General features: G+C 54.6%; 28 protein-coding genes. 18 read left to right on the forward strand and 10 right to left on the reverse strand.

Going from position 1 to position 20565, the window contains the following annotated elements:
* The first annotated feature begins 52 nt into the window (after positions 1-52).
* Complete coding sequence (locus ABWV33_RS20720) at positions 53-403, forward strand: hypothetical protein (protein WP_113825668.1); 351 nt, start codon at positions 53-55, stop codon at positions 401-403.
* Here ABWV33_RS20720 and ABWV33_RS20725 read toward each other — a convergent pair.
* Both ABWV33_RS20725 and ABWV33_RS20730 read right to left on the reverse strand, forming a co-directional pair.
* Positions 400-930 (reverse strand): L,D-transpeptidase family protein, encoded by a 531-nt coding sequence (locus ABWV33_RS20725; RefSeq protein ID WP_353333504.1) that lies wholly within the window; start codon positions 928-930, stop codon positions 400-402. The genes ABWV33_RS20720 and ABWV33_RS20725 overlap by 4 nt on opposite strands.
* Before the next feature lie 4 nt (positions 931-934).
* Entirely contained in the window at positions 935-2107 is a 1173-nt protein-coding gene (locus ABWV33_RS20730; protein ID WP_353333506.1) for a MalY/PatB family protein, read from the reverse strand.
* A 109-nt stretch (positions 2108-2216) separates the two neighbouring features.
* Here ABWV33_RS20730 and def (ABWV33_RS20735) point away from each other — a divergent pair, with 109 nt between their 5' ends.
* Genes def (ABWV33_RS20735) through ABWV33_RS20755 form a run of 5 tightly spaced genes read left to right on the forward strand, consistent with a single transcriptional unit; the run spans position 2217 to position 4891 of the window.
* A complete protein-coding gene (gene def / locus ABWV33_RS20735; protein WP_113825670.1) occupies positions 2217-2735 on the forward strand; it encodes a peptide deformylase in 519 nt (172 codons plus the stop codon).
* Positions 2736-3230 carry a peptide deformylase gene (gene def / locus ABWV33_RS20740; RefSeq protein ID WP_353333509.1) on the forward strand — a complete coding sequence of 165 codons (495 nt, stop codon included), beginning with the start codon at positions 2736-2738 and terminating at the stop codon, positions 3228-3230.
* Positions 3227-3724 (forward strand): peptide deformylase, encoded by a 498-nt coding sequence (def, locus tag ABWV33_RS20745; RefSeq protein WP_113825672.1) that lies wholly within the window; start codon positions 3227-3229, stop codon positions 3722-3724. Before def (ABWV33_RS20740) ends, def (ABWV33_RS20745) begins: the two co-directional genes overlap by 4 nt.
* 11 nt (positions 3725-3735) lie before the next feature.
* The gene (fmt, locus tag ABWV33_RS20750) at positions 3736-4644 is read left to right on the forward strand and encodes a methionyl-tRNA formyltransferase (protein ID WP_353333511.1); all 909 of its coding nucleotides are present in this window, start codon (positions 3736-3738) and stop codon (positions 4642-4644) included.
* Between the two features lie 10 nt (positions 4645-4654).
* Entirely contained in the window at positions 4655-4891 is a 237-nt protein-coding gene (locus ABWV33_RS20755; RefSeq protein WP_113825674.1) for a hypothetical protein, read from the forward strand.
* On the opposite strand, the gene ABWV33_RS20760 is transcribed toward ABWV33_RS20755, so the two are convergent.
* The 5 genes from ABWV33_RS20760 to ABWV33_RS20780 all read right to left on the reverse strand — a co-directional run bounded on the left by ABWV33_RS20760 (position 4892) and on the right by ABWV33_RS20780 (position 8358).
* Positions 4892-5515 (reverse strand): trimeric intracellular cation channel family protein, encoded by a 624-nt coding sequence (locus tag ABWV33_RS20760; protein WP_113825675.1) that lies wholly within the window; start codon positions 5513-5515, stop codon positions 4892-4894.
* The gene (gene rnhA, locus ABWV33_RS20765; RefSeq protein WP_121998130.1) at positions 5512-5979 is read right to left on the reverse strand and encodes a ribonuclease HI; all 468 of its coding nucleotides are present in this window, start codon (positions 5977-5979) and stop codon (positions 5512-5514) included. Before rnhA ends, ABWV33_RS20760 begins: the two co-directional genes overlap by 4 nt.
* Positions 5972-6565: a class I SAM-dependent methyltransferase gene (locus ABWV33_RS20770; RefSeq protein ID WP_353333514.1), complete on the reverse strand. Its 594-nt coding sequence runs from the start codon at positions 6563-6565 to the stop codon at positions 5972-5974. Before ABWV33_RS20770 ends, rnhA begins: the two co-directional genes overlap by 8 nt.
* 61 nt (positions 6566-6626) lie before the next feature.
* Complete coding sequence (gene ispH / locus ABWV33_RS20775) at positions 6627-7577, reverse strand: 4-hydroxy-3-methylbut-2-enyl diphosphate reductase (RefSeq protein ID WP_353333516.1); 951 nt, start codon at positions 7575-7577, stop codon at positions 6627-6629.
* Positions 7578-7785: 208 nt separating this feature from the next.
* The gene (locus ABWV33_RS20780) at positions 7786-8358 is read right to left on the reverse strand and encodes a LabA-like NYN domain-containing protein (protein ID WP_113825679.1); all 573 of its coding nucleotides are present in this window, start codon (positions 8356-8358) and stop codon (positions 7786-7788) included.
* 133 nt (positions 8359-8491) lie between these two features.
* On the opposite strand from ABWV33_RS20780, the gene folK reads away from it, so the two are divergent.
* The 12 genes from folK (at position 8492) to recO (ending at position 17808) form a co-directional block, all read left to right on the forward strand.
* Positions 8492-9061: a 2-amino-4-hydroxy-6-hydroxymethyldihydropteridine diphosphokinase gene (gene folK / locus ABWV33_RS20785; protein ID WP_353333518.1), complete on the forward strand. Its 570-nt coding sequence runs from the start codon at positions 8492-8494 to the stop codon at positions 9059-9061.
* Between the two features lie 93 nt (positions 9062-9154).
* Entirely contained in the window at positions 9155-9508 is a 354-nt protein-coding gene (gene rpoZ / locus ABWV33_RS20790; RefSeq protein ID WP_113825681.1) for a DNA-directed RNA polymerase subunit omega, read from the forward strand.
* 26 nt (positions 9509-9534) lie between these two features.
* A complete protein-coding gene (locus tag ABWV33_RS20795) occupies positions 9535-11667 on the forward strand; it encodes a RelA/SpoT family protein (protein WP_353333520.1) in 2133 nt (710 codons plus the stop codon).
* A 35-nt stretch (positions 11668-11702) separates the two neighbouring features.
* The gene (locus tag ABWV33_RS20800; protein ID WP_113825683.1) at positions 11703-12356 is read left to right on the forward strand and encodes a DUF2062 domain-containing protein; all 654 of its coding nucleotides are present in this window, start codon (positions 11703-11705) and stop codon (positions 12354-12356) included.
* Between the two features lie 33 nt (positions 12357-12389).
* Positions 12390-13136, forward strand: a complete 747-nt coding sequence (locus ABWV33_RS20805) for a pyridoxine 5'-phosphate synthase (protein WP_353333522.1) — start codon at positions 12390-12392, stop codon at positions 13134-13136.
* Complete coding sequence (locus ABWV33_RS20810) at positions 13133-13765, forward strand: LysE family translocator (protein ID WP_353333524.1); 633 nt, start codon at positions 13133-13135, stop codon at positions 13763-13765. The genes ABWV33_RS20805 and ABWV33_RS20810 overlap by 4 nt, the downstream gene beginning before the upstream one ends.
* The gene (gene acpS / locus ABWV33_RS20815) at positions 13762-14208 is read left to right on the forward strand and encodes a holo-ACP synthase (protein ID WP_353333526.1); all 447 of its coding nucleotides are present in this window, start codon (positions 13762-13764) and stop codon (positions 14206-14208) included. Before ABWV33_RS20810 ends, acpS begins: the two co-directional genes overlap by 4 nt.
* Before the next feature lie 31 nt (positions 14209-14239).
* Complete coding sequence (lepB, locus tag ABWV33_RS20820) at positions 14240-15073, forward strand: signal peptidase I (protein ID WP_113825687.1); 834 nt, start codon at positions 14240-14242, stop codon at positions 15071-15073.
* A complete protein-coding gene (gene rnc / locus ABWV33_RS20825) occupies positions 15073-15759 on the forward strand; it encodes a ribonuclease III (RefSeq protein ID WP_121998139.1) in 687 nt (228 codons plus the stop codon). Before lepB ends, rnc begins: the two co-directional genes overlap by 1 nt.
* Positions 15756-16664 carry a GTPase Era gene (gene era / locus ABWV33_RS20830; protein ID WP_113825689.1) on the forward strand — a complete coding sequence of 303 codons (909 nt, stop codon included), beginning with the start codon at positions 15756-15758 and terminating at the stop codon, positions 16662-16664. Before rnc ends, era begins: the two co-directional genes overlap by 4 nt.
* Positions 16661-16990: a DUF1491 family protein gene (locus ABWV33_RS20835; protein ID WP_121998140.1), complete on the forward strand. Its 330-nt coding sequence runs from the start codon at positions 16661-16663 to the stop codon at positions 16988-16990. The genes era and ABWV33_RS20835 overlap by 4 nt, the downstream gene beginning before the upstream one ends.
* Positions 16991-17082: 92 nt before the next feature.
* Positions 17083-17808, forward strand: a complete 726-nt coding sequence (recO, locus tag ABWV33_RS20840; RefSeq protein WP_353333530.1) for a DNA repair protein RecO — start codon at positions 17083-17085, stop codon at positions 17806-17808.
* Here recO and ABWV33_RS20845 read toward each other — a convergent pair.
* From ABWV33_RS20845 to ABWV33_RS20855, 3 genes are read right to left on the reverse strand one after another with little or no spacing between them, the layout of a single operon-like run.
* On the reverse strand, positions 17792-18184 hold the full coding sequence (locus tag ABWV33_RS20845) for an META domain-containing protein (protein ID WP_121998760.1): 393 nt from the start codon (positions 18182-18184) through the stop codon (positions 17792-17794). The two genes, recO and ABWV33_RS20845, sit on opposite strands and share 17 nt — an antisense overlap.
* 54 nt (positions 18185-18238) lie before the next feature.
* Positions 18239-19042 (reverse strand): hormone-sensitive lipase, encoded by an 804-nt coding sequence (locus tag ABWV33_RS20850; RefSeq protein ID WP_353333532.1) that lies wholly within the window; start codon positions 19040-19042, stop codon positions 18239-18241.
* Between the two features lie 27 nt (positions 19043-19069).
* The gene (locus ABWV33_RS20855) at positions 19070-20557 is read right to left on the reverse strand and encodes a flavin-containing monooxygenase (RefSeq protein WP_353333534.1); all 1488 of its coding nucleotides are present in this window, start codon (positions 20555-20557) and stop codon (positions 19070-19072) included.
* Between the last annotated feature and the right edge of the window lie 8 nt (positions 20558-20565).

A 20565-nucleotide genomic window follows, 5' to 3' on the forward strand; every position in this document is an offset into this window, starting at 1 on the left:
GATTTTAGGACGCGCTCGCTCAGATTGGACTCCTGCGAACGGAGAATAAAAGATGAGTACCTATATCTCGCAAGATATTCGTGATGCCTTGGATGCAGCGCGGCTGACCAATATGAAAAAGATCAGCCGTTTGCGGGTGGTGACCCCGGATGGGGAATATCCTGTGCTGCGCAGTTGGCGCGGCGGGTTCTCTGTTGAAACGGAACAGACACCGCGTTTGCGGGGATTGGTCGACATCTATGATGGGTTAGAGCACTTGTATCAGTGTCTGGTGGTTGTTTCCGAAGAAGATGGCGGCGAAACCAGCTATGAATTCAAGCGCAGCACACTTGCCACCGCCGAAGCGCCTGCGGATTTTTATCGCGATCCAATGGCGCCTGTGGCGTTGATTGGCGAAGGCTAGGGGAGAATCTCGACCGCCGTTCCGATGGGCGTAATTTGCCAGAGTGTTTTCATTTCTTGATTGCTGATGGCGATGCAACCGGCGGTCCAATCCCCCGGCAAGGTCAGGCCAACAACAACATTGGGCTGACCATGGATGAAAATGTCGCCACCCGGGTCGACGCCAGCCGCTTTGGCGTGGGCAATGTCGTGGGGTAAGGGGTAGTCCAGCCCCAAGGACAGATGGAATGCACTGTTGGGGTTGCGACGGTTTATAGTGAACATCCCTTCGGGTGTTTTTCCATCACCTTCTTGCGATTTGTCACCTTTTGGAGCGAACCCCAACGCAATCTGTAGGGACATGACCGGTTTACCTTTGCGGCTTGCGGTCAGGCGGCGTGCGGATTTTTCGATCAGGATGTGATCGATCTGCTGGCTGACATCAACCGGGAGTGGGGGTGCAGGGCGTGGGCCAAAACGGTCCCACAAAGCAAATGTGGCACCAATCCCGAGGATCAGTGCCACACCCAAGAAAAATAACCGGAGCATCGGGTTATTGCAGGTCGCCAAAGGCTGCAGTCAAACGTTCACAAGCCTCCTCGATTCGAGCGCGTTGCGTGCCAAGGTTAAACCGCAGGAAGTTTTCGCCCCCGGTGCCAAAAGTGGTGCCGTGGTTGGCCGCAACTTGTGCGGTTTGTTCTACGCGATCTGTAAACTCAGCGCGCTCCATCCCGGTGTCAGTGAAATCGACCCACGCAAGATATGTGGATTCGAGTTTCATGGACGAAAGACCGGGAATTTTGGCGATCGCGGCATCAAAAACCTGACGGTTCGCATCCAAATAGGCCAATTGCGCATCGACCCATTCTGCGCCTTCGGGGGAATAGGCCGCTGCAGTTGCCGCTTGGCCAACGGAGTTGGGGGCGACGCTCAGTGCAGCCATGCGCGCGGCAAAGCGGGCGCGCAGCTTAGGGTCGGGGATGATCACTTGGCCAGTGTGCAAACCCGCAATGTTAAAGGTCTTGGACGGCGCGGTGAGCATCAGCAGCCGGTCGATGATCGAGGGATCAACATTTGGCATCGGAAAGTGTGTGTTGCCGGGGTACACGAGATCGTGGTGGATCTCATCAGACAACAGAATCAGATCGTGTCGTTTGGCGAAATCAGCGACGCCTTGCAGCTCTTCCCGGGTCCAGACGCGGCCACCTGGGTTATGAGGTGAGCACAGGATGACCATCTTTTCAGATCCAGTCATCATCGCATCATAGGCGTCGAAGTCCATTTCATAGCGCCCATCGGTATTGGTCAGCTGGCATTCAACAACTTCACGACCAGAGGCGCGAATAACCTTTGCAAAGGCGTGATAGACGGGTGTGAACAGAACGACGCCGTCGCCGGGTTGCGTAAAGGTGTCTAGGCACAGGCCCACCCCATTCACCAGACCGGTAGTGGTGAAAATCGCATCCTGTTCGATGGTCCAATTATGACGTGTCTGCATCCACCATTGGATTGCGCCTTTGTAGGTTGCATCCAGATTGGTGTAGCCGAACACGCCGTGGTCGGTCATTTCGCGCAGTTTATTCAGAACCGGCGCGGGGGCCTGAAAATCAGTATCAGCAACCCACATGGACAGGCCGGTGTCGGCTGGGACGCCATAGAGGGGTTCCATCATGTCCCATTTGGTGCTGTTGGTGCCGCGGCGGTCGATAGGGTCGTCAAAATTCATTGGGTTCTCCGTCAGATCTGACCATTGGATCGCGGGGCAGGCTACTGTGAATTGCGCCATGTGCAAGGGGGGCGTTGCGATGTGGCGGGCAATGACATAAATCACCCATATGAAACGTACTATTCTGATCCATCCCGATCCCCGCCTGAAAAAGGTTTGTGCTGTTGTGCCTGACGTCTCGGACGCGATGCGCGCTTTGGCTGATGATATGCTGGAAACGATGTATGATGCGCCGGGCGTTGGTCTGGCCGCGCCGCAAATTGGCGTGATGGAGCGTCTGGTCGTGCTGGATTGCGTTAAGGAAGATGGAGAGAAGCCTCGCCCCCTGGTGATGTTTAATCCCGAGATTATTTCCTCTTCGGATGAAACGAATGTTTACGAAGAGGGGTGTCTGTCCATTCCCGAGCAATACGCCGAGGTGACTCGTCCGAAAGAAGTTGAAGTCGCTTGGATGGACCGGGATGGAAATGCACAGCGCGAGGTGTTTGATGGCCTGTGGGCCACGTGCGCGCAACACGAAATCGACCACTTGGATGGCAAGTTGTTCATTGATTACCTGAAACCACTGAAACGGCAGATGATCACGCGCAAGATGCAAAAGCTTAAGCGCGAGATGGCGCGCGGCTGAATGGCGGTTCGACCGATCCTAAAGTGGCCTGATCCGCGGCTAAGTACACGCTGTGAGACGTTGACAGGCGATGTGGATGCGTTGATCGCCGATATGTTTGATACCATGTACGCCACGCAAGGGCGTGGATTGGCAGCCCCGCAAATCGGGGTGATGCAGCGTGTGTTTGTTATGGATTGTGGTTGGAAAGAGGGCGCACCGTCCCCCATGGCGATGATTAACCCCGTGATTATGGCGGCTGAGCGTATCTATGAGGCTGGCGACGAAGGCTGTCTTTCGATCCCCGGTGTTCTGGTGTCGGTGACGCGCCCCAAAGCGGTGACCGTGCAATGGACAGCGCCCGAGGGCGACATTCATATGGCGGATTTTGATGGGTTCGAAGCCCGCTGTATCCAGCATGAATTTGACCACCTGAACGGGGTGGTGACCTTTGATCGTCTTGACGTCGGTGCCCGCCGCATCGCCGAGGCGCAGTATCAGGAGTATACGAAATGACTGTTCGTAAGTGCGTGCCGTGGCCGGATAATCGCCTGCGCTCCAAAGCAGAGCCGGTAGCGGAAATTACCGAGGACATCCGGGCGATTTGGGACGATATGATCGACACGATGGAGGCAATGCCAGGTGTTGGCTTGGCGGCCAATCAGATTGGTGTGATGCTGCGCTTGGCGGTTGTTGATGGCTCGTCCGAGCGTGGCAAAGCGGTACGGTTGGCTAACCCAGAAATTTTGCACGAGTCCGTTGAATTGCGCGAACATGATGAGGCCAGCCCGAACTTGCCGGGTGTGTCGGCAAAGATCAAACGCCCACGTGCCGTAACAGTTCGGTTCATGAATGAGCAAGGACAGATAGACCGGCGTGATTTTGTCGGTATCGAAGCAACGAGTGTGCAACACCAGATCGATCACCTGAATGGGCGGCTCTATTTTGATCAGTTGAGCAAAGTGAAGCGCGATATGTTGCTGCGCAAAGCCAAAAAGCTGAACGGGTAAGGAACAGGCCAATGCGTGTTGTTTTTATGGGAACGCCTGAATTTTCCGTGTCTGTCTTGGATGCGTTGATTGAAGCAGGGCATGATGTTGCAGCCGTATATTGCCAACCTCCGCGCCCTGCTGGGCGTGGGAAGAAAGACAGGCCAACGCCGGTCAATGCCCGTGCCGAGGCGCTGGGCTTGGAGGTTCGTCATCCGATTTCTCTTAAGGCAGCGGACGCGCAGAAAGATTTTGCCGATCTGAATGCGGATGTTGCGGTGGTTGTGGCCTATGGGCTTTTGTTGCCGCAAGCAGTTCTTGATGCACCCAAGCTGGGATGCCTGAACATTCACGCCAGCCTGCTGCCGCGTTGGCGGGGGGCGGCTCCGATTCATCGTGCGATTATGGCCGGGGATGCGGAAACGGGCATTTGCATCATGCAGATGGAGGCCGGATTGGATACAGGCCCCGTCCTGATGCGATCAACCCTTGCGATTCAGGACGAAGAAACCACCGCTGATTTGCATGACCGATTGTCTGAAAATGGTGCGGCGCTGATTGTCAAAGCTTTGGGGGCGTTGCCGCAACTGACCCCTGAGGTGCAGCCTGACGAAGGCGTGACCTATGCTCATAAGATCGACAAGGCCGAAGCGCGTGTGGATTGGACGCAGTCCGCAACTGACGTTGATCGCCAGATCAGGGGGTTATCCCCGTTTCCCGGAGCATGGACGGAAATTGAGGGGCAGCGCGTAAAGCTACTGGCCTCGCGGCTTGCGGCCGGTCAAGGTGAGCCGGGTGAGGTGTTAGATGATGCCTTGGTCGTGGCGTGTGGCACGGGGGCTGTCGAGTTGTTGCGCTTGCAACGTGCTGGCAAAGGCGCGCAGGATAAAGAGGTCTTTCAGAGGGGACGCCCGGTGCCCAAAGGGACGCACCTCGCATAAGGAGACCGCTATGTTCATGATCCTGATGGGAACTGTCGTGATCGCTGGGATTGTCGGCTATCTGTCGGAAAAGTCTGGGTTCACGCACAATGGATATTTGCAATCGATCATCATCTGCGTAGGCGGGGCGTTCCTGTTCTATTTTGTGCGTGTCATGTTTGGCATCGGATTTAGTTCGCCGGGAATGAATGCCATCGTTTCATCGATCGGAGCATTGGTCATCGTACCGTTTCACTGGCGGCGGTGATCATTGGCGGGGTGGACGGCTTTTGTAGACCGGCAATTGCCAGCCAAACCAAAGAGACCCGGCCCGCAAGCACCAACAGGCCAAAGCGCCAAGCGCAAGCGCGGGAAGTTGCGGCAAGCCCTGCGAGACGGCCAGAACTGTCACTGCGGCCCCTGCAAGTGCACAGGACACGTAGAGTTCCCCTTGCTTCAAGACCAACGGCACCTCGTTACAGACGACATCTCGCATCAACCCGCCAAGGCACCCTGTACTCATTCCCATCAGGACAACGATAACAGGAGGCTGGCCCAAGGTCAGAGCCACGCCAGTCCCTGCTGCAACGGCAATCGCCAAAGCAAAACTGTCGAGCCAGACCAAAAGATTGTAGCGGCTTTCGACCCGATGGGCGGTAAAGAACACAAACACCGCCGCAGCAGTCGCAATCAGGATATAGTCTGGCTGGCCCACCCAAAAGATTGGATGGCGATCTAAAAGAAGGTCGCGAACAGTGCCGCCGCCAACCGCCGTCAGACAGGCCACAAAGGCAAACCCAACCAGATCCAATTGGGCACGACTGGCTACAAGTGCCCCGGTCAGGGCAAAGACCAGAACCGATGTGTAATCCAGCAGCGCCAGAAAGCTCATGCTTTGGTTTTCTTAGGCTTGAAGGGGGCCATGCCAGCGCGCGCCAATTCATCGGCACGTTCGTTTTCGGGATGTCCGGCGTGGCCTTTGACCCATTCCCATGTCACCGCATGACGCTGCTGGGCCTCGTCAATGCGTTGCCAGAGATCGACGTTTTTGACTGGTTTCTTGGCGGCAGTTTTCCAACCGTTCTTTTTCCAGCCAAAAATCCAACCGGAAATCCCGTTCTTAACATACGCGCTGTCGGTCACGATTGTGATGGTTGATGGGCGCTCCAAGGCCTCTAACGCATTGATCGCGGCCAGCAGTTCCATCCGGTTGTTTGTGGTGTCGGATTCGCCACCCTTAAGCTCGCGCTCTTTGACAACGGTTTCGCCATCTTTGGCTTGCAACAATGCACCCCAGCCGCCGGGGCCGGGATTGCCCGAGCAGGCGCCGTCTGTGTAGGCAATCAAGTTAGGCATGTGCGATCACCGCAATCCAGTCAGAGGTGCTGCCGTCTAGTCCAACACCGGCACCAAGCGTGCGGTTGGTGATTGTGAACCCTGTGTGTGTCATGTGGTCCTCAAGCTCCTCTTGGGAATAGTAGGTATAAAACCGGCCCAGCCTATCTGGCCCTTCGCCAGTGCCGAGTTTCATGCCGATATAGAAGGTGCCACCGGGTTTCAACGCCTTGTGTAGTGCGCTGAGATAAGTTGGAAAATCTGCGCGGGGAGCATGGAGCAGGCTGAAGCTGGCCCAGATTCCATCATAGATCCCCTCGCCAGAAATATCATCAAACAGTGCTTGCCGCGCGCTGACGCCGGGGTGTTTATTGGCCAAGGCAACCATTTCGCCGGATGCATCGGTGGCTTCGGCGATAAAACCTGCCTTTGCCATGGCTGCAGCAGCAGCCCCAGGTCCACAGCCAAGATCCAAAACTCGTCCGCCGTCGGGAAGGTGGGTCATGAACAGGCGCAACTGTTTTCCGGCATCCGCGTCCGCATTGGTCATTTTTGCATATTCAGCAGCGCGTTCGTCGTAGATCCGGATGGTTTCAGAGCGGGTCATAATAAGTCCTCACGTCAACTGAAGTTGTCATAGAGCATTCGGGGTCGCGGTCGGCTGGATGTCATGCATCTGTCCGCAGAACGCGGGGCACTTTGAATTCCACGTTCTCGACAGCCGTTTCAACGGTTTCAACGGTCACGTTATAGCGGTCTTTGAAGGCTTGAATGACTTCGTTAACCAAAAGCTCGGGGGCTGAAGCCCCGGCTGTGATGCCGACGCTTTTGATCCCTTCAAGGGCGCGCCAGTCGATATTGTCAGCCCGCTGCACCAATTGGGCATAGTTGCACCCGGCCTTTGCGCCAACTTCGACCAAACGGCGAGAGTTGGATGAGTTGGGCGCACCAACCACCAGCATAGCGTCTGCTTTGGGTGCAATCGCTTTGACGGCCTCTTGCCGGTTGGTAGTGGCGTAACAGATGTCTTCTTTGTGGGGCCCGACGATCTGCGGAAACCGGACCTGCAATGCGGCAACGATATCTTTTGTGTCATCCACGCTGAGCGTGGTTTGTGTAACATAAGCGATATGTTCAGGGTCCCGAACAGGGACCGTCGCAACATCTGCGACTGTCTCAACCAGCAGAACCTCTCCGTCAGGGAGCTGCCCCATTGTCCCAACAGTTTCGGGGTGACCCTTGTGGCCAATCATGATCATTTGCAGGCCCGCCTCGGAATGGCGCTGTGCTTCGACATGGACCTTGGACACCAGTGGGCAGGTCGCATCGACATAAATCATGTTGCGGCGGTTCGCCTCGGCGGGAACCGATTTGGCGACACCGTGTGCGGAAAAGATCACCGGGCGGTCATCGGGGCAATCTTCTAGTTCTTCGACAAACACCGCGCCTTTGTCGCGCAGGCCATCCACGACGAATTTATTGTGCACGATTTCATGGCGCACATAGACAGGCGCCCCCCATTTATCGAGCGCCATTTCGACGATTTTAATGGCACGATCCACCCCGGCGCAGAAGCCCCGAGGTGCGGCAAGAAAAAGGGTCAAAGGCTGTTTGGTCATTTTGGCGTCTCCTTAGCTCAGAGAGGTAAGGCTTTGTGCGCCAATCGTCCAGTGGGGGGAGATGTCATGAAAGCGACATATGGGGTTGCTATGTAAGCAGTGTTTCACAGCAGATTATTTTAACGAATAGGCGTTTGGGCCTTTTTGTTCGGCCCAAACGCATTTTTACGATGAGGTAGTCCCACTCAAATTAGAGCGGACGGATACCTTAGCGTTCAGCCACGGCCACTGGGCGTGGTTCCATGGGGATTTCGCGCGGGGGGCGCCCGATCACGTCCTTCAGCTCTTCCAATTCAATGAAATTGTCGGCTTGCCGGCGCAATTCATCAGAAATCATAGGAGGTTGGCTGCGTATGGTTGATACCACAGACACCCGAACACCTTGACGCTGAAGGCTTGCAATCAATGGCCGGAAATCCCCATCTCCGGAAAACAGAACGACGTGATCAACACGTGGAGCAAGCTCCATCGCATCAACCGTCAGTTCAATGTCCATGTTGCCCTTAACCTTACGACGCCCCATGCTGTCGGTATATTCTTTGGCTGGCTTGGTCACCATGGTGAAGCCATTGTAGTGTAGCCAATCAACAAGAGGTCGGATCGGAGAGTATTCGTCATTCTCTAGAAGCGCTGTGTAGTAGAACGCACGAAGCATCTTACCGCGACGCATGAATTCTTGACGCAACAACTTATAGTCGATGTCAAAACCCAAAGCTTTGGCGGCAGCGTACAGATTCGAACCGTCGATGAACAGCGCTAGCCGTTCGTCCTTGTAAAACATAATTGTTCCTTCCGGTGTGAGCCACTCGCCGTCATGTTCGTGAGTGAGTAATTTAATTTTGGCGAAATGGTGTACTTAATTTAAGCGTATTGTCATACACCGCAAGTATACATCACGAGGAAAAGAGGGCAATGTGAACGAAATATTGTCAAAAGCGCATGTGGCGCTTGGCGCAAATCTGCCCCACGCCGAATTTTCTCTTGAAATGACGCTTAGTCAAGCTATCGCGACGCTCTCCGGACCTGATGTGGTGATTCGGTCTGTCAGTCGCTTTTTTTCAACACCTTGCTTCCCGCCAGGGGCAGGGCCGGACTATGTGAATGCAGCGATCGAACTGGCAACGTCTCTTTCCCCGACAGATTTGTTGGATCGTCTACATGCTGTCGAGCATGAGTACGGCCGCGCGCGGCTACAGAGATGGGGAATGCGAACCCTGGATTTGGATGTGCTGAGTTATGATGACCAAGTGCTGCCGGATTTGATTGTCTACAGACATTGGGCTGACCTCCCGCCTGAGCAACAGATCGAAGTTACGCCTGAACAAATGATTTTACCACATCCACGCCTTCAGGATCGTGCTTTTGTCTTGGTTCCGCTGGCCGATATTGCCCCCAAATGGCGTCATCCAGTGTCCGGTCGCACGGTGTCAGACATGTTGCATGCCCTGCCTGCAGACGACATTGCGTCAGTCACCCCGTTATAGAATGCGGCAGAGCGGCATTTCGGGCTTGTCAACGGCTCGTGACGGGCTTAAATACATGCCTTCTGGACAAGGTTTCACTTTGGAGAACCCCATATGGCCCGCGTGACGGTTGAAGACTGCGTAGACAAAGTTCCTAACCGCTTTGAGCTGGTGATGCTCGCGGCCCATCGGGCACGCGAAATTTCAGCCGGTGCGCCGATCACTGTTGAGCGTGACAACGACAAGAACCCCGTTGTTTCCCTGCGTGAGATCGCTGATGAAACCCAAGGCGCAGACTCACTGCGTGAGCGCCTGATTGAAAGCAACCAGACTCAGATCGAAGTGGATGAGCCTGAAGAAGACTCGATGGCTCTGCTGATGGGTGCTGATTCGGACAAGCCTGCCGAAGACGACATGTCTGAAGAAAAACTGCTGCGCGCGCTGATGGAAGCACAAGGGCAGGGCTGAACCAGCCGCGAAAGGATGCGGACCGGATGATTGCAGCTGAAGATCTGATTGCGCTGGTCCGCAATTACAATCCAAAGACAAATGAAAAGCGCCTGACCGAAGCCTATGATTTCGGGAATCAGATGCATGAAGGGCAAACCCGGCATTCCGGCGAGCCCTATTTTACCCATCCTGTTGCTGTTGCTGCGATTTTGACCGAACAGCGGTTGGATGACGCAACCATTGTTACTGCCCTGTTGCACGACACGATCGAGGATACCAAAGCCTCCTACGGTCAGGTGTCCGAATTGTTCGGCGAAGAAGTCGCAATGCTGGTCGATGGCGTCACCAAGTTGACCAATCTCCAGCTTTCAAGCCGTGAAACCAAACAAGCCGAAAACTTTCGCAAACTGTTCATGGCGATGTCTAAGGATTTGCGGGTTATTCTGGTCAAATTGGCTGACCGTTTGCACAATATGCGTACGATCAAGGCCATGCGTCCGGACAAGCAGGTGGTCAAGGCGCGTGAAACCATGGACATCTATGCGCCGCTTGCAGGTCGTATGGGTATGCAGTGGATGCGGGAAGAGCTGGAAGATCTGGCATTCCGTGTGCTGAACCCCGAAGGGCGCCAATCGATCATTCGGCGATTCATTACGTTGCAGCGCGAAACCGGCGATGTGATCCATCGGATCACGGGTGATATGCGTCACGAACTGGACAAGGTTGACATTGAGGCCGAGGTCTTTGGGCGTGCAAAGAAGCCCTATTCGATTTGGCGTAAGATGCAGGAAAAGGATCAGGGGTTTTCACGCCTATCCGACATTTATGGTTTCCGCATCATCACCCAAAGCGAAGAGGATTGTTATCGCACGCTCGGCGCGATCCATCAGCGTTGGCGCGCGGTGCCGGGGCGGTTCAAAGATTATATCAGTCAGCCGAAGTCAAACGGTTATCGGTCGATTCATACCACAGTGTCGGGCCGGGATGGGAAGCGGGTCGAGGTTCAGATTCGGACCCGTCAGATGCACGATGTTGCTGAGACTGGCGTGGCTGCGCATTGGTCCTACCGGGATGGGGTTCGTACGCAAAACCCCTTTGCAGTGGATCCTGCCAAATGGATCGCAAACCTGACCGAGCAGTTTGACAGCGAGGAAGACCACGAGGATTTCCTCGAAGCTGTTAAGCTTGAGATGTATTCGGATCAAGTGTTCTGTTTTACGCCTACAGGGGATGTGGTCAAACTGCCGCGTGGGGCCACCCCGATTGATTATGGATATGCCATCCATACCAGGATTGGTCATGCATGTGTCGGGGCCAAAGTGGATGGAATCCGCGTGCCTCTGTGGACCCGCCTTAAGAATGGGCAATCGGTGGAAATCATCACAGCCGAAGGGCAAACACCGCAAGTCAGCTGGTTGGATATTGCAACCACAGGCAAAGCGCGCACAGCCATTCGGCGTGCACTGCGAGATGTGGATAAAGGGCGGTTTATCAAGTTGGGGCATGAGCTTGCGCGCTTTGCGTTTGAGCACGTGGGTCGCAAAGCAACAGACAAAGCATTGGATACTGCTGCGAAGGCATTGCGGTTGAAGGATCGCCATGAACTTCTGGCAAATCTTGGCAGCGCCGAGCTGACCGCCAACGATGTTGTGCAAGCCGTTTATCCTGATTTGGCCGACACCGAGGGTGAGCAGATCCCGTTGCGTCGGGCCGTCGTTGGATTGGAGCCGGGGCAATCGTTTGAACGCGCCCCTTGCTGCCAGCCGCTTCCGGGTGAGCGCATTGTTGGTATCACATATCGCGGCAGAGGGGTTGTCGTGCACGCGATGGATTGCGCCGCGATGACTGCGTTTGATGACCAACCGGACCGATGGGTTGATCTGCACTGGCATTCTGGCAATCATCCAGCGGTTTACAGTACCACGCTGGATGTCACGATTGGCAATGATGCGGGTGTTTTGGGGCGGATTTGTACCCTGATCGGGGAACACAAAGCCAATATTTCTGATTTGAAATTCTTAGATCGTAAACCAGATTTTTTCAGGCTGCTGATAAATGTCGAACTGCGTGATTTGGAACAGTTGCATTCACTGATGTTGATGCTAGAGGCTGAGAGTGACGTTGCAACTATTGAACGTCATCGAAACCAGAATGCAGCAGATCCAGACGCCAGTTGATAATGGGCTAAGCTAGGCACGGAAAGGAAACACGGGTGGTTTTTAAGCGCCGAGATCGTCGCTCACCTGTACGGGTCGCCTCAGAGCTCGTCTATCCGCGCGGCGGTTGGACCCGGGCTTTCCACTACGTTAAACATCGGGTTCGCCGGTTGCCGGATTCTCCTGAACGGATCGCGCGTGGGATCTGGGCTGGGGTATTCACCAGCTTCACACCGTTATTTGGTTTTCATTTCTTTGTTGCGGCCTTTATCGCCTATGTCTTGCGGGGCAACTTTTTTGCTGCACTGATGGCGACTTTTTTTGGAAACCCGCCGTCCTTTTTTCTGATTGCGGCTGTTTCTATGCGAACAGGGCATTTCATTCTGGGCACAGAGTTCGAAAAACATGATGCGTCCCTGTCCGAGAAGTTCAAGCAAGCCGGTGCAGATTTTTGGCACAATATAAAATCGTTCTTTAACGATGACGTCGCAGATTGGCATGGGTTAGAGGTCTTTTATAACGAGGTATTCCTGCCTTATTTAGTGGGTGGGATTATCCCCGGGATGATCTGCGCTACGATCATGTATGCCTTGAGTTTACCGCTGATAAGAGCCTATCAACATCGCCGTCGATCTAAGATCAAAGCCAAGTTTGACGCGATTAAGAAAAAAGCTGAAGCAGAGGCTGACCGTGTCTTAAAAGCCGACTAAGGTCTGCGCAACGGTAGGAAAAGGAACCGAATGATGTCTGACAAATTTTTGCGGTTGGGCGTGAACATTGACCATGTTGCCACCATTCGAAATGCGCGGGGTGGGGCCTATCCTGATCCTGTTTTAGCGGCCAAAGTGGCTCAAGAAGCCGGAGCAGATGGCATTACAGCGCATTTGCGCGAGGATCGCCGCCATATTCTGGACGCAGATATCGACGGATTGATGGACGCTCTGACGATCCCGTTGAATTTTGAGATGGCGGCAACTGACGAAATGCAGGCTATTGCGCTGCGTCACAAGCCACATGCTGTTTGTATCGTGCCTGAAAAACGCGAGGAACGGACCACCGAAGGCGGGCTGGAGGTTGCGCGCGAAGAGAATAAGCTGGCACATTTCATTGCGCCTTTGCGGGATGTGGGCTGCCGGGTTTCGATTTTCATCGCAGCGGACCGACGTCAGATCGAAGCGGCACACCGGATCGGGGCCGAGGTGATTGAACTGCATACTGGGGCCTATTGTGATGCTCATGCCGAAGGGCAGTTCGACGAGCGGGATCGTGAGCTGGAAGCACTGCGCGAGATGTCATCCTTTGCGCATTCCTTGGGATTAGAAGTACATGCTGGCCACGGGCTGACTTATGAAACAGTTCAGCCAATTGCTGCCTTGCCTGAGGTTTTGGAATTGAACATTGGCCACTTTTTGATCGGTGAATCCATCTTTCGGGGGCTCACCCCTGCAATTGCAGAGATGCGTCGCCTGATGGACGAGGCGCGCAAGTGATTGGCCCGGAATGGGTTGCGTTGTGGTTGGCTTGGATCGTCGCTGGCGGTAGCCCAGGCCCCGCAACGTTGTCTATTGCCGGAACATCGATGAATACCGGTCGTCAGGCAGGTTTGATTTTTGCCGGCGGGATTTTGTTTGGTTCGGCAGCGTGGGGACTGGCAGCTGCAGCCGGAATGAGCGCGGTGATGCTTGCAAATGTCTGGCTGTTTGAAATGTTGCGCTATGGTGGTGCGGCTTACCTCTTCTGGCTAGCACTTAAATCTTTGCGTTCGGCTTTATCAGCAGATGTCACTATTACCCAGCGGGCCTATAATGGCAGCGCGTTGCACATCTTTAGTCGTGGGGCGCTGATCCACCTGATGAACCCAAAGGCGATTCTGTCTTGGGCTTCGGTGTATTCACTCGTGCTGCCCGTGTCGGCGGGCCCTGAACAGGTTTTTGGCCTGTTTGCTTTTCTCTATAGTGGTTCCATCTTGGTTTTTATGGGGTATGCCATTTTGTTTTCTACACCTCGAGTGGTTGCCTATTACTTGCGGCTGCGGCGGGGATTCGAGTTCACGTTCGCAGGTTTTTTTGGCTTTGCTAGCCTCAAAATCCTAACCGCTCGGTTGGAGACCTCTTCATGATTTTAGGGATAGGTACCGATCTGGCCAATATCGAGAGAATCCAAGGCACGCTTGATCGGTTTGGGGACAGGTTTCGCAACCGTGTCTTTACGGAGATAGAGCAGCGCAAAGCAGATGCGCGCCGCGATACTGCTGGAACGTATGCCAAGCGGTGGGCCGCGAAAGAGGCGTGTTCCAAAGCGCTGGGAACCGGCTTGCGCATGGGGATCGCCTGGAAAGACATGGCTGTGACCAACCTCAAAACCGGACAACCCGTTATGGAAGTGACGGGATGGGCGCGGGAGCGATTGCGCGACATGACCCCGGCCGGACACGAGGCAATCATTCACGTCACTTTGACCGATGATCACCCTTGGGCGCAGGCCTTTGTTGTGATTGAGGCGCGCCCGATCGCTGATGAAGCCCCCGCTACCTTGACTTACCCCCAAGCGCCCCGCATGTAGCGGTCAAATCGAAAGCACTGGAGAGAACCGAATGGCCACCGAAGCCAAAGCCGGAAATGCCATCTGGGAGACCGTTAAAACTGTCGTCTACGCCTTGCTGATCGCGGGTGTTTTTCGAACATTGTTTTTTCAACCCTTTTGGATCCCTTCAGGATCAATGAAAGAGACCTTGTTGATTGGTGACTTTCTGTTCGTCAACAAGATGGCCTATGGCTATTCCTATGCGTCGTGCCCCAGTCTGATGTTGCCGGGTATCGGTATCAACGTGGATGCCGAGGATGTGTGTGGATGGGCCAAGGGTGACAACGATCGTATTTGGGGCGGTGATCCTGAACGCGGGGATGTGGTTGTCTTTCGTCATCCGGTTTCAGGCCGCGACTACATCAAGCGCTTGATTGGGCTTCCCGGTGATAAGATCCAAGTAAAAAATGGGGTGGTTATCATCAATGGAACACCGGTCGAATTGAAGCCAGACGGTGTGTTCGAAGAAATTGCTGAGCCGCAGGGCCCGCAAGGATCACCTCCGCGGTGTGAAAATGGTCCGGTTGGTCTGGGTGGTATTTGTGAGAAATCCCGCCAGATCGAAACGCTGCCGAACGGCGTATCGCACAGCATTCTGAATATCGGCAATCAGTCCTCGGATCATACTGGGATCTATTCGGTCCCGGCTGGGCATTACTTCTTTATGGGCGATAACCGTGACAACTCTAGTGACAGCCGCTTGCCGCAATCCGCGGGTGGTGTTGGGTTTGTGCCGTATGAGAATCTGATCGGTCGTGCGGATCGTGTCATGTTCTCGTCCGCAGGGCGTTCCATGCTGTTTTTCTGGACATGGCGCAGCGATCGATTCTTTAAGGGGGTCTAGTGAAAGTTTCAGCAGATCTAAAAGCGTTCCAAACACGGATCGGGTATGAGTTTTCTCAGCCCGATTTGTTGGTTCGTGCCCTGACGCATGGCTCAATTTCGTCGCCGACGCGTGGTGACAATCAGCGATTGGAATTCTTGGGTGATCGCGTGCTTGGGTTGGTGATGGCCGAGGCCTTGCTAGACCATGACAAAGGCGCGTCTGAGGGTCTTTTGGCACCTCGATTCAACGCTCTAGTGCGCAAGGAAGCCTGTGCCGATGTCGCGCGCCAGATTGATCTGGGCGTTGTGCTGAAACTTGGCCGATCTGAAATGATGTCAGGCGGGCGGCGTAAGCAAGCCCTGTTGGGTGACGCTATGGAAGCGGTCATCGCCGCTGTTTACCGCGATGGAGGATTTGAGGTTGCCCAGGCGCTGATCCTGCGTCTGTGGGGTGATCGGGTTACCAAAGTCGAAGATGATGCGCGCGATGCCAAAACGGCGTTGCAAGAGTGGGCGCAGGCCCGTGGCCAAAAACCACCAACTTATGTACAACTGTCGCGTAGTGGCCCTGATCACGCGCCGGTGTTTACCATCGCCGCGCGTTTGCAGGACGGGACCGAGGCGCAATCTACCGCAGGGGCGAAACGGCAGGCTGAACAAGCCGCTGCTGCTGCTCTGCTGGCCCAATTGGAGCAAAACGCATGAAAACGCGTGCCGGATTTATCGCCTTGATCGGCGAACCCAACGCAGGAAAATCGACCTTGTTGAACCGTATGGTTGGAGCAAAGGTATCGATTGTAACGCACAAAGTGCAAACGACACGCGCGCGAATCCGCGGTGTTGCGATGGAGGGCGACTCGCAGTTGGTCTTTGTTGACACACCGGGCCTGTTCCAGCCGCGTCGCCGGTTGGATCGTGCAATGGTTGCTGCGGCATGGGGCGGGGCTGCGGATGCAGATGTCGTTGTGCTGATGATTGAGGCCCATCGCGGGATTACCGAAGGTGTTGAACGGATCCTTGAAGGTCTGGCAGAGATTGGCGAAGGGCGCACCGTCGCTTTGGCCATCAACAAGATTGACCGGGTACAAAGCGAAGTTCTTCTGAGCCTGACCCAAGACCTGAACACGCGCTACAATTTTGCAGAAACCTTTATGATTTCAGCGGAGCGGGGGCACGGGGTTGATGACCTGCGGACTTGGCTGGCTGAGAAAGTCCCAGAAGGCCCTTGGCTCTATCCCGAAGATCAGATTGCTGATCTTCCTATGCGGATGATTGCAGCCGAAATGACCCGTGAAAAACTGACACTGCGTTTGCATCAGGAACTTCCCTATCAGTTGACGGTAGAAACCGAGAATTGGGAAGATCGCAAAGACGGATCGGCCAAGATTGACCAAATCGTTTACGTCGTTCGGGATGGCCACAAGGGTATCCTGCTGGGCAAGAAGGGCGAGACCATCAAAGCCGTTGGTCAAGCGGCCCGTGCCGAGCTTGAGGAGTTTCTGGGCCGTAAGGTGCATTTGTTCCTGCAGGTTAAAGTGCGTCCAAACTGGTTGGATGAGGCCGAGCGGTATTCCGAAATGGGGCTGGAATTCAAAGACGGGAACGTATGACGCGGCTTACGGCTGAATTTTGGGTTCAGGCCTATCTGGCACGTCTTAGGTTTCAAGAAATACCGGCCTTTGTCGTGGCCCATGGTGACGACACAGCCGGTGCTGTTTTGGTGAAACTGAACACGCTGGATGGGCAGGCCATTGCCTTTCACCGCAGTTATGACCTGTTGAGCGGTGATCGGACATGGGCTGATCTCGCGTCCGGTGAAGAACGTGCTGTGGATGACGCTATTCAACGGCAGCGCGGTTTTGACCCCGACCTTTGGGTGATTGAGGTCGAAGACCGCCAAGGGCGTCATTTGTTAGGCGAAGACGGGCTGGAATAACGCTTTTCCAGCCATCCTGTTCAGGTTTGGCTATGGTGTGCACACCCGACGAAATTGGAGTTTGTCAGCGGGACAGCAGGGGAGAGATAGAATTGGAGTGGCGAGACCAAGGGGTTTTGTTATCGGCACGTCGCCATGGGGAAACATCAGTCATCATTGATGTTTTTACGCAGGAGCACGGACGTCACTCAGGGGTTGTGCGTGGCGGCGTCAGCCGAAAGGTTGCCCCGATCCTGCAACCCGGATCACAGTTGGATCTGGTGTGGCGTGCCCGGTTGGAAGATCAGTTAGGGAGCTATCAAGTTGAACCCATACGGTCGCGCACGGTTGCCGCATTTTCGGGTCGATTGGCTTTGGCTGGCTTGAATGCGGTCACCAGTTTGGTGAACTTTGGGTTGCCCGAACGTGAAGCATACCCCACCCTTTATAAACAAACCGAACAACTCATGGATTTGTTGGGACAAGACACGATCTGGCCACTTGCCTATCTCAACTGGGAAATGGCGCTGCTCGAAGAGCTTGGGTTTGGTTTGGATTTGTCGTGTTGCGCGGTCACTGGCGCGACCGAAGACTTGGTTTTTGTTTCGCCTAAATCTGGACGTGCTGTGTCAAAATCGGGGGCTGGAGAATGGGCTGATCGAATGCTGCCTTTGCCGCCATGCCTGCGCGGAGAGGGGGATGCCCCAGATGACGAAATTGCATTAGCGTTGAATACGACCGGGTTTTTCCTAGAAAACCGTTTGGCGCCTGCGTTGGGTCACAAGCCATTGCCCACGACACGTGCCCGGTTTATCGAAACGTTTACTCGACAGCTTTGAAAACCATCTCACTCCCTGCATCCGTACGTAGGATCAATGTGTTCCCGGACACTTCGGATTGGGTCATGGCGAGAAGGGCGGCGAAATAGGTACCTTCCGCTTCCAACAAAGCGCAACTGGCACGGGTCGCAGTCAGGTCTTTGATTTCAAACCAAGGGTAGGGCACGCTGACTGTTGCGGTGTAGGAATTACAGGGCGCAATGCCGCTGAGCTTACCGTCTCCGTCGATCTGTAATGTTACTGGCGCACCGAGAGGCTGATCATTGATGCTATGCAGTTGCCAAGTTGCCCCTGAGGCCCCGTAGGACGCTAGGGTTTCATCCTTGCCACAGTGCGGCAGGGATAAGATCGCGAGGGCAAGTGTCATACGCAGCATGGCAACTCCGGCTGTTAACATCATCTGGATCGTTGGAGCGTGAAAGAGCGCGCGTTATCCGACCCAAGCCTGTGTGATCGCTGCTTCCGGTGACTTCAACCCTTCTAAAATGGTGAAGTGGTTGTGCCCTTGATCTAAATGCACCTTGGTCTCTACATCAAAGACATCCCAGATCAACGCCATCAGGCGCGACTGGCGAATGAATTCTGGCCGCTCGTTGTCGCCAACCCATAAGGTTAATGTTGATTGAGTTTGGGCTGGGAGAAGTGCGGGGCTTTCTGCCGCGGCTTCTGATGGGTCCAGATGCAAAGTATTGTTCATCGCTGTGTGCACAAGCGGGCGGAGATCAAATAATCCGCTTATGGCAAGGGTATGAGCAATCCGGTCACGGACGGAATATTCCAGTGGCGCATTTTCGCACAGCATACGGGCCACAAGATGGCCCCCTGCCGAATGACCGGACAGATGGATGGGGCCGTTCACGAGGGCAGCAGCCTTGGTGATGGCAGCGCCAATTTGGCGAGTTATGTCGCTGATCCGGGCATGGGGCGTTAGGGTATAGCTGGGAATGCAGACCGCCCAGCCGCGCGTACGCGCGCCTTCGGCCAGGTCGCTCCAGTAGGATTTGTCGAGCCGCATCCAGTACCCCCCATGAACGAAAACTGCCAAACCTTTGGGGTGTGTGTCCGGCCAAATTATATCAAGGCTTTCCCGTTCCGTACTGCCATAGGAAATATCGGTGTCAATGCGCGCAGAAGAGGCGCGATAGTCAGCCGCACGCGCTGCCCAGAACCCGGGCAGCGCGTCTGATCCTGCAACATGCGCCATATTGGCAAATGCGTCGTCCCAATCCCGCATGAAAGCAATCTCCTGTTTTTGGTAGCGCTATTGCGCTTGGTATTGTGGGGCCGAGGCAAGGTATGTGCCATAGGCCGGGGCGTTGGGGTATGAAAACTGTTCCGCAATCGGGTTGCTGCGTTTGGCTGTTGTCGCCCCCATGTCTGCAAGCAGTTCATCAAAGTGCTTGAAGTGGAACGGGGCCGAACACAATCCACCATAAACCTGTGCAGCTGGGCGTTCCTTGCGCCGCCAATCCAACATCATTTCGATGTTCCGGTTCATATCATCGCGGCTGGGTTGCTGGGCCAATTGGCCATCGGCAAACCGCACCAACCAATTGGCGACCATTTCAGCGGACAGAATCGTACAAAAGCTCGAATTAAAGCCAACAAACCCCATGTCTGGCAAATCTGGATTCACCGACAATCGGAAGGTACGGTATTGGCCATCAGATTCTATCAGTTTGTCACGATACTCTTTTGACAGATACGGGATACCCAATTTCCAACCAACTGCGAGCACCACGACATCACATCCAACCCGGTCACCTGTGGTTAAGATGACTTCGTCCCCTTCGTAGTGGTCAATGGTCCCTTGGATAGGTTTCACTGTTCCGGCATTAAAGCTTTCGAACAACCCCGGGGTAACGATGGGCAGCGAGCAGGAGGCTTCCTTTTCGATGGGTGTATCGGGCACCATGTTCCACTTTTTCAAACCCAGCTGAAACTTGAGCAAGGTTTCTAGACCGCGGAAATTTGCCCAGACCAAAGGTTTCAGAACCGCCGCAACAGCGCGCTGAAGTCCGTTTTTGCCCCACTGATTGAACTGCTGTTCTTGCGCCCGCATGTAAAGCAGTCGCTTGAAGTTGATCCCGCCGACAAAGTAGGGCACGCGCCAGACGTTTTCACGATACACCATCGTGACTTGAGCCGCGCCATTCTTGGCGGCGTTGACGGCGATGTCGGTAGCGGACTTGGAACCGCCCAAAACAACCACACGCTTTCCCTTCATCATCGAGGGGTCAGTGTAGTCTGAAGAGTGGATAACTTCGCCGCCCTGAGCGACGAAGTCGTCCTGACCCGGATGTGAGATGATATTCTTATCCGAGAATTGCCCTGTACAGACCGACACGAAATCGAAATCTTCGGTTCGGGTTTGACCGGCCTCTTCGATGGTTAGGGTCCAACCGGGTTTCCCATCCGCACGACGATCCATTGAAAAGATATTGGTGTTCAGACGGAACAAACGGCTCAGTTTATGTTTATCTGCATAGGAATGCAGATAGGCATGGACCTGTGGTCCCTTTGGCCATTCGGGATATTCCGCCGGCATTGGATGGTCCGTGTAGCAATACAGATCCTTGGGCGACTGGGTTTGCACATCGGGGTAAGAACGGGACAACTCCCACACGCCACCAAAGTCGTGGCTGCGTTCGAACCCGATGACCCGGTGCCCTTTTTCATCAAATGCCTTAGCTGCGGCCAGCCCACTGACCCCGCCGCCGATGACGGCGACCGTTTTACGTTTTACCATTTGGGTGC

The organism is Phaeobacter sp. NW0010-22, from assembly GCF_040365955.1.
Taxonomy (GTDB): domain Bacteria; phylum Pseudomonadota; class Alphaproteobacteria; order Rhodobacterales; family Rhodobacteraceae; genus OMPR01.

Bases quoted from the DNA above. Each gene is read 5' to 3' on its own strand.
- ABWV33_RS20730 (WP_353333506.1), bottom strand. From the start codon at position 2,107: ATGAATTTTGACGACCCTATCGACCGCCGCGGCACCAACAGCACCAAA.
- rnhA (WP_121998130.1), bottom strand. From the start codon at position 5,979: ATGCCTAACTTGATTGCCTACACAGACGGCGCCTGCTCGGGCAATCCC.
- ABWV33_RS20755 (WP_113825674.1), top strand. From the start codon at position 4,655: ATGTTCATGATCCTGATGGGAACTGTCGTGATCGCTGGGATTGTCGGC.
- era (WP_113825689.1), top strand. From the start codon at position 15,756: ATGAAAACGCGTGCCGGATTTATCGCCTTGATCGGCGAACCCAACGCA.
- lepB (WP_113825687.1), top strand. From the start codon at position 14,240: ATGGCCACCGAAGCCAAAGCCGGAAATGCCATCTGGGAGACCGTTAAA.
- ABWV33_RS20850 (WP_353333532.1), bottom strand. From the start codon at position 19,042: ATGCGGGATTGGGACGACGCATTTGCCAATATGGCGCATGTTGCAGGA.
- rpoZ (WP_113825681.1), top strand. From the start codon at position 9,155: ATGGCCCGCGTGACGGTTGAAGACTGCGTAGACAAAGTTCCTAACCGC.
- def (WP_113825672.1), top strand. From the start codon at position 3,227: ATGACTGTTCGTAAGTGCGTGCCGTGGCCGGATAATCGCCTGCGCTCC.
- ABWV33_RS20720 (WP_113825668.1), top strand. From the start codon at position 53: ATGAGTACCTATATCTCGCAAGATATTCGTGATGCCTTGGATGCAGCG.
- acpS (WP_353333526.1), top strand. From the start codon at position 13,762: ATGATTTTAGGGATAGGTACCGATCTGGCCAATATCGAGAGAATCCAA.
- fmt (WP_353333511.1), top strand. From the start codon at position 3,736: ATGCGTGTTGTTTTTATGGGAACGCCTGAATTTTCCGTGTCTGTCTTG.
- ABWV33_RS20760 (WP_113825675.1), bottom strand. From the start codon at position 5,515: ATGAGCTTTCTGGCGCTGCTGGATTACACATCGGTTCTGGTCTTTGCC.
- ABWV33_RS20780 (WP_113825679.1), bottom strand. From the start codon at position 8,358: ATGTTTTACAAGGACGAACGGCTAGCGCTGTTCATCGACGGTTCGAAT.
- ABWV33_RS20855 (WP_353333534.1), bottom strand. From the start codon at position 20,557: ATGGTAAAACGTAAAACGGTCGCCGTCATCGGCGGCGGGGTCAGTGGG.
- ABWV33_RS20805 (WP_353333522.1), top strand. From the start codon at position 12,390: ATGTCTGACAAATTTTTGCGGTTGGGCGTGAACATTGACCATGTTGCC.
- ABWV33_RS20770 (WP_353333514.1), bottom strand. From the start codon at position 6,565: ATGACCCGCTCTGAAACCATCCGGATCTACGACGAACGCGCTGCTGAA.
- def (WP_113825670.1), top strand. From the start codon at position 2,217: ATGAAACGTACTATTCTGATCCATCCCGATCCCCGCCTGAAAAAGGTT.
- ABWV33_RS20835 (WP_121998140.1), top strand. From the start codon at position 16,661: ATGACGCGGCTTACGGCTGAATTTTGGGTTCAGGCCTATCTGGCACGT.
- ABWV33_RS20845 (WP_121998760.1), bottom strand. From the start codon at position 18,184: ATGCTGCGTATGACACTTGCCCTCGCGATCTTATCCCTGCCGCACTGT.
- ABWV33_RS20725 (WP_353333504.1), bottom strand. From the start codon at position 930: ATGCTCCGGTTATTTTTCTTGGGTGTGGCACTGATCCTCGGGATTGGT.
- def (WP_353333509.1), top strand. From the start codon at position 2,736: ATGGCGGTTCGACCGATCCTAAAGTGGCCTGATCCGCGGCTAAGTACA.
- ispH (WP_353333516.1), bottom strand. From the start codon at position 7,577: ATGACCAAACAGCCTTTGACCCTTTTTCTTGCCGCACCTCGGGGCTTC.
- ABWV33_RS20795 (WP_353333520.1), top strand. From the start codon at position 9,535: ATGATTGCAGCTGAAGATCTGATTGCGCTGGTCCGCAATTACAATCCA.